This window comes from Chitinophaga sp., assembly GCF_035564935.1.
Lineage (GTDB): Bacteria > Bacteroidota > Bacteroidia > Chitinophagales > Chitinophagaceae > Chitinophaga.
Window position 1 is genome coordinate 1 of sequence record NZ_DATMTE010000007.1, and the last position, 6,759, is coordinate 6,759.

A 6,759-nucleotide genomic window follows, 5' to 3' on the forward strand; every position below is an offset into this window, starting at 1 on the left:
AACCCCATTATACCAGTAACATTTTAAACCATTGTATATAATTTTTCTTACCCCAAAATTGATTGTTATGAACTACCCCAACAAAGTAATTAAAGCTGGCGAAAAAAACAGCCTGATCGTGAAAGCCATTCAGCAACGACTTATTGAGCTGGGCATCGGCGCCTTACAGGGTACCGGTACCTTTGGCCCTAAAACCGTATCGGCTGTAAAGCAGTTTCAGGCCATGCACCGCGACCGGTTTGGCAATCCCCTTATTGCAGACGGAGAAGTAGGTGCCATTACCTGGGAGGTGTTGTTTGACGACGGCGTACCGGAAGCACATGAAGCGCCCGCCCCCTTACTTGCGAAAGCCATTAAAGTAGCCGAAAGCCAGATCGGCGTAATGGAAGTGCCGCCGGGCAGCAACCGCGGGCCACAGGTGGAAGCCTATCTTGCCAGTACCAATACCCCTCCGGGCAATTACTGGTGCGCCGCCTTTGTATACTGGTGCTTCAAAAAGGCTGCGGCAGAACTGGGCATCCCTAACCCTGTTGTAAAAACCGCAGGCTGCCTTGATCACTGGAACCGGACCAATGCGGTAAAAGTGACCACTGCAAAAGCGGTGAACAATCCCGCCCTGATAGTTCCGGGCAGTATCTTCATTAAAAGCCATGGCGGCGGATTTGGCCATACCGGCATTGTTACTGCCGTAAACGGCGGCTTCATTGAAACCATTGAAGGCAACAGCAATCCCAACGGCAGCAGTAACGGCATTGGGGTGTTCCGGATAACGTTCAGGAAGATAAATTCTATTGAGAAAGGATTTATTATTTATGGATAACGCTACCCTTCCCGGATAGCTTCGTTTTGCCATCCGGGAAATTCCGCGTTATTCATCTCACTAAAAAAGTTAATCTTTTATTTTTTCTTTTTTGATTAAATTCATTAAGGAAAATCGAGCATACCAGCCCCCAAAAACACCCTCATAAAAATGATACCTCATTGGAAAGTTATCCAGGAAGTAGCCAATCGCTTCGGTGACCGCCAGCCCCAGTTTGAAGCCGCCGAAAGAAAGTTATATGCACTGCGACAGGCCAATCAGCCTTTGGTACAACTGGAAGATAACCCTGCCCGCGTGCAATACCGGGTGGCCCGCGAAAACACGCCCCTGGTGAAAACCGCACTGGAGCGGATTACCGGCACTACCGACTTCCAGGACAAATACGTGCTGGACCGTTTATCTGAAATGTCGAAGGCAGTATGCCGCATCCTGAAAGGCGGCTCTCCCATCGGCACCGGCTTCCTTGTAACAGAAGATATACTGCTTACCAATCACCATGTGATTGAATCGGCCGCAGATGCAGCAGACATGACCGCGGAGTTTAACTATGAAGTAGACGCTACTACCAAAACATTAAAAAGAAGCGCTTCTTTTAAACTGGACGCCCGCAAATTCTTTATGACCTCCAGCCTGGAAGTAAGTAAAACCACCCTTAACAGCGGGCTCGACTTTACACTGATAGGAGTAAGTATTACCGGCACTTTCGGTGAACTACTGTCGCAATTTCCACCTATACGGCTTGATGGGAATATCGGTAAGATCATCAAGGGAGAATCCTGTGTAATTGTGCAGCATCCCAACGGGCTACCCAAAAAAGTAGTGTTGAAAGATATACGGTTCTTCTCAGAAACAGGAACCCGGCTTGTATATGAATCGGATACACTGCCCGGCAGCAGCGGTTCTCCGGTGTTCGGAGTGGGTACCTGTGAAATCATTGCATTACATCACAGCGGCCTTTCCCGCACAGATGACCAGAACAGGGTGCTTACCCGAAACGGCCAGCTGGCTACGCCGGAAACCCCGGACGACGAAATAGACTGGATCGGCAATGAAGGAATTAAAGTAAGCGTAATTGTAAGCGCCGTGCGTGAAGCTACTTTAAGTCCCGATATGGAAAAAGGCCGGCGGGCACTGCTTAAAGATACCGACAACATTGCGCCGCAACTGAAGCAGGCCTTACCGGACCAGGACAGCATCCGGAGCGGCGTTGACAATGTAGTTACCACGGCCACGATAAACAACAGCAAAGCTTCTTCCAATATTCCCGATATTACTTCATCTCCCAAAGAAAATACTATGGATGCGCCATCACCTGCCAATATCAGCAGCCCCACAACATTTATTATATCTGCGCTGAATAAACCTGAAACAGTATCACAGATAGAAGCGGTACTATCTGTAAAATATCCACCGGCGGTAAAATTATCGTTGCTCACACCAGCTACAGCTGTTACGGGTAAAGAAGAACTGTTTACTTTCAGCACCAACTTCAGTGGCAACCCTCACGAGGAAGCAGCGAAACTTACACAGGTACCGGGCATCTTTTATGCAGAAGCAGATCTGCCATTATACCTCAATGCAGATACCGCCAATGTGATCAGGAAAGGCGGCGGACCAACGGAATCGGCCTTCCTGTTTGACGACGGGTATGGTACCCCCAACGAAGACCTGTTCCTGAAAAATTATATGGTTACCGCTATCAGTAAATTTGTTTCCGGTAGAAAAACGGAAGAATACCGGCGCTGGAACTGGTATGCTACCGGGTTTGATAAAATACTGCTAACACCCGCTACGCCCGCATCGCCACATGAAAAAGGGATCCGTGTAGTGCAGTTTGATACCGGTTATACCGATCATTCCAAAGTAGCAGGTGCATTTGATACCGACAATGATTACAACTTCCTCAACAACACCAGCAACGCACTTGACCTGCGCACCGTAGCCCTGGGAAAACAACCCGGTCACGGCACACGTACCGGCAGCCTGTTAATTGGTCACGACTATTCGCCGGCAGCAGGTAACGGTAACTGCGGATTGCTGACGCCGGATAATTACAAGCTGGTTCCTTTCCGTATAGCCGAAACCGTTGTGATCATCAACAGGCAGCAACAGCTTGCTGCAGCATTAGATGCCGCCATTGCACAAGGCTTTGATATCATTACCATGAGCATGGGTATTCCTCCCACGCTTACCACCGCCCGCCTGGCTAAAAAGGCTTACGAAAGCGGGGTGATCTGGTGTTGTGCAGCAGGTAACAGCGTACAGGCAGTGGTGGCGCCCGCCGTATTTCCCGGCACCATTGCAGTAGCTGCTTCCAATCCGCTCGACAGGGAGTGGACAGGATCTTCCAGGGGAGATACCGTAGATATTACCGCACCGGGAGAAGATGTACTGGTGCCCATCTGGCAGGCGGAAGCCGATCATAAAGAAGGATTTGCCTACGGCGATGGCACCAGCTATGCCACTCCTCATGTGGCAGCTGCGGCGGCATACTGGCTGGCAAAATACCAGGATCAGCTCAGGGCCCCCGAATACGCAGGATGGAAAAGGGTGGAAGCCTTCCGGCAGGCATTGAGGGATTCGGCACGGAAAAGCGATCAACTGCCGGCGAAAGGTTTTGGCAGCGGTATTCTCAACGCAGAAAAATTGTTAAATACACCTCCCAAAGCAGCCAATAAGCTGAACAATCAATACAACGGCTGGAACGAAAGCGCTTTCCTCAATTCATTACAAGGCTATGCTGAAATAGTAAAAACATACTGGAATAAACTCCACAACGCCATCTTTGGTACCAGGAGAGGCAACCAGGAATCGCTGGCTGCTGTTGCGGCACCGCTGTCGGACAGTGCGCGGATGCTGGAAAGCGCCACCTTCGGGAAAGCGGGAACTGCCTATGAAAGCACCGCCCCTGCTACCTATCCCGATTTGCTCCAACGGTTTAATACTGTTCAGTCTATTTTAGAAAATGCCGCTAAATAATGTGACCCCATGACAAACAAAATATTCGACTTCCATTTCCATTTGCTGTTCAAACACTATCTCAGCAATGGTACCCCCATAACACAACAGGTTAAAACAACCGGCCTCGCCAGTTTGCTGAATGATCTTTTCGGCGGACCGTTTAACAGCCAGTCGTCGCCCGACCAGGTGAAAGACAGCCAGCTCTATCTGGGAGTAGCTTCCATCATCAGCCTGGAACATGCCTTTGCCCGCAGGATATTGCATGTTCTTGGCATCGATTTCTCCCATATACTACCGCTGAACAAAGAGATCGTAAACAAAACAAAAGACGGGAAAACAAGCTACTATGCCGAATTTCAGCAACAGGTTAAAATGTACCTGGATAGTAAGGCCACGCTGGAACAGGCGCCCTATCATATTAAATATACCGGGAGGAAAGACTGGGAAGGCAAAACCCGTCAGCAAATAACAGACATCCTGAAAAATGACAACCAGCAACGGTATCTGGTCTTTTCCATAGAAGGCGGCCACAATTTATCTGATGTACCTATCCGGGGCACTGCGTTATCCCGGACGCCGGAGCTGAACCTGAAAGACATACAGGATAACAGTGAATTGGATTTTATCAGCATTAACCTGTGTCACCTGAGTTATATCCCCGAACAACCACTGGGTGGATTTGCACAGGGACTTAACAAACAGGCGCAGATAGCCTTCAGCAGCGAGGACTTTATGCCTAAAGCAGGGCTGGGCCTCACCCAGCTGGGAAAGAAAGTAGTGAGACAGGCATTGCTGCATGAAAAGCGGCCTGTGCTTATTGACCTGAAACATATGAGCGTGTATACACGGTTTCATTTCTACCGTTACCGGGAATCGCTGATCAATGAAGCCCCTGCAGTAAACAGGCTGCCCATTATCACGTCGCATACCGGCTTCACGTTTACATCACTGAATAACTATCTTACTAAAAAACAATTCCGGTCTACCACCGGTCAGCAGGATGGTGCATTTGTATGTATAGTAGAATCTGAAAACCGGAAAATCGGGAAAACAAACGACAGTATTAACAGCGGTTTGTATGGCAATCCCTGGACCATCAATTTATTTGATGAAGAAATTATAGAGATCATGAGCTCCCGCGGCATGATAGGGATCAGTCTTGATCAGCGTATCCTGGGTGCAGAAAAAATGGTAGACAGCAGTCGCCCGGAATATTTCGATCCTGAATATATTGCTAAAGAGGAATGGGAGAAGCTTTTCAGGGATGGCCAGCTGCCGGGGGCAGAAAAATTATTTGACTTCCTGAGTATTCCATCGAGGGCGGAACGGCACCTGATGCTGTTGTGCCTTCATATAATTTACGCCGTGAGGGTTGGAAATGCCGGTATAGGCTGGGAACCGGGCACTTCGCCATGGGATCATATCTGTATTGGCTCTGATTTCGATGGCCTTATCAACCCCATTAACCGGATGGATAATATCCTGAAATTATCTGACCTGGCGGCAGGATTAAAAAAATATTTGCCTGTTGCTGATAAATATCTGAATACGGGAGATGATAATAATGCACGCTCACTCCGTTACAATAATGCAGACGGATCGCTTGATATGGATTACCTGGACGAGGTGACAGGGAAGTTCATGTATACGAATGGTTTGGATTTTACTGCAAGGTACCTGAGTAATTGGGCAGAATAGCAGCGGCATTGCTACTCTTTCATCTCACATTAAAAATCAACATAATTATTCCATTTTGTATATAACAATCATAATCGTAAATTGATACTTTAATTATCATCAGCAAGCGCGCAAACACCTCATGGAGCAAGTACAAATTGGTAAGTGTGTATACATTCTGAATACAGGTAAAAACCTGTATAAGATTGGTAAAACGCAGGATCTGCATAAGCGCCTGGCGGCTTACCATACCCACCTGCCTGTGATGTTCCGTGTTATCAGGCAGTATGAAGCGTTGAACATGACCGCCCTGGAGGAAAGCCTTCACATCGTTTTTCAACACAAGCGGGTGAAAGGTGAGTGGTTTGAACTTAATAAAGATGATCTCATCATTTGCGACAATATTGCCCGTAACTACGCCCTGCATGCCTTACAGAACCAGCGCAGGAAAAACGCCGGTATTGCCTTCAGCGACAATCCCCTGTTACAGGTAATGGAAGCCAATGAAAAATATCTCCAGGATTATTCCAGGATTGCCGACGATATTAAACTGGGGCTTAATAACGACGAGGTTTTTGAACTGCATGAAGGCACTGTCAGCAAATCTGTTATTGAAACCGTAAGGAGACTGATGCGATACCGTACGCCCAATTCCGAGTTCCTTGGCAAATGGCTGCGGGTGGTGAACGAACTGAGCGATGGCGTTAGTGAAAGTACTATCCTTCAAAAATATAAAGGACAGATCAGCCGCTCCACGATACAAATGATCAAAAGAATATTGCGTAACCAGTTGTACTGATGTTACAATTAATGGGCTGTTACAACCGGTGGTATAACGCTTTAATCAATGTATGATGTACAAACAGTGGTTGTGCTGCTTTAACCGGTTGCATAATGTTACCCTATACAATCCGCGCTTACTTCATTCAATTTTCTTTGCCACAGATTCACCGTTCTGAATTTTTGTTAATCCTGTAACAGCACCGTGTTCATCCAGGCGAAATATCAACCGGGCATCTAAATTCCTTGCAAAAAAACTGCATGTATCATAGGGCACTATTTCCTGCCTGATTTGCCGGGGGCCGGTTCCTTTCCCATACAGCCGGTTTCCATCCCTGGTAATTACCAGGATAAAATTATCCGGAAACTGGTATTCCCCAACATATTTTTCAAGCAATGCTGTCGATATATTTATTGCATACAGATTAGTCGGCCGGGTATTGGTCCGGATAAATATATTTGTTTTCCCGGCCGCTTCTGAAGTCATCCCGGTAATGCGGTCATCTTTCTTTCTTAAAAAT

5 protein-coding genes are annotated in these 6,759 nt (G+C 47.5%); 4 read left to right on the forward strand and 1 reads right to left on the reverse strand.

From position 1 onward, the window contains the following. Positions 1-67: 67 nt before the first annotated feature. The 4 genes from VN105_RS00135 (at position 68) to VN105_RS00150 (ending at position 6,257) form a co-directional block, all read left to right on the forward strand. Complete coding sequence (locus VN105_RS00135) at positions 68-820, forward strand: CHAP domain-containing protein (protein WP_325636721.1); 753 nt, start codon at positions 68-70, stop codon at positions 818-820. A gap of 150 nt (positions 821-970) precedes the next feature. Next, a complete protein-coding gene (locus tag VN105_RS00140) occupies positions 971-3,799 on the forward strand; it encodes a S8 family serine peptidase (RefSeq protein WP_325636723.1) in 2,829 nt (942 codons plus the stop codon). A gap of 9 nt (positions 3,800-3,808) precedes the next feature. After that, positions 3,809-5,479 carry a hypothetical protein gene (locus VN105_RS00145; RefSeq protein ID WP_325636725.1) on the forward strand — a complete coding sequence of 557 codons (1,671 nt, stop codon included), beginning with the start codon at positions 3,809-3,811 and terminating at the stop codon, positions 5,477-5,479. 121 nt (positions 5,480-5,600) lie between these two features. Next, a complete protein-coding gene (locus tag VN105_RS00150) occupies positions 5,601-6,257 on the forward strand; it encodes a GIY-YIG nuclease family protein (RefSeq protein ID WP_325636727.1) in 657 nt (218 codons plus the stop codon). Between the two features lie 123 nt (positions 6,258-6,380). On the opposite strand, the gene VN105_RS00155 is transcribed toward VN105_RS00150, so the two are convergent. Further along, on the reverse strand, positions 6,381-6,759 hold a 379-nt coding region (locus tag VN105_RS00155; RefSeq protein ID WP_325636729.1), incomplete at its 5' end, for a DUF3471 domain-containing protein.

Bases quoted from the DNA above. Each gene is read 5' to 3' on its own strand.
- VN105_RS00135 (WP_325636721.1), top strand. From the start codon at position 68: ATGAACTACCCCAACAAAGTAATTAAAGCTGGCGAAAAAAACAGCCTG.
- VN105_RS00140 (WP_325636723.1), top strand. From the start codon at position 971: ATGATACCTCATTGGAAAGTTATCCAGGAAGTAGCCAATCGCTTCGGT.
- VN105_RS00145 (WP_325636725.1), top strand. From the start codon at position 3,809: ATGACAAACAAAATATTCGACTTCCATTTCCATTTGCTGTTCAAACAC.
- VN105_RS00150 (WP_325636727.1), top strand. From the start codon at position 5,601: ATGGAGCAAGTACAAATTGGTAAGTGTGTATACATTCTGAATACAGGT.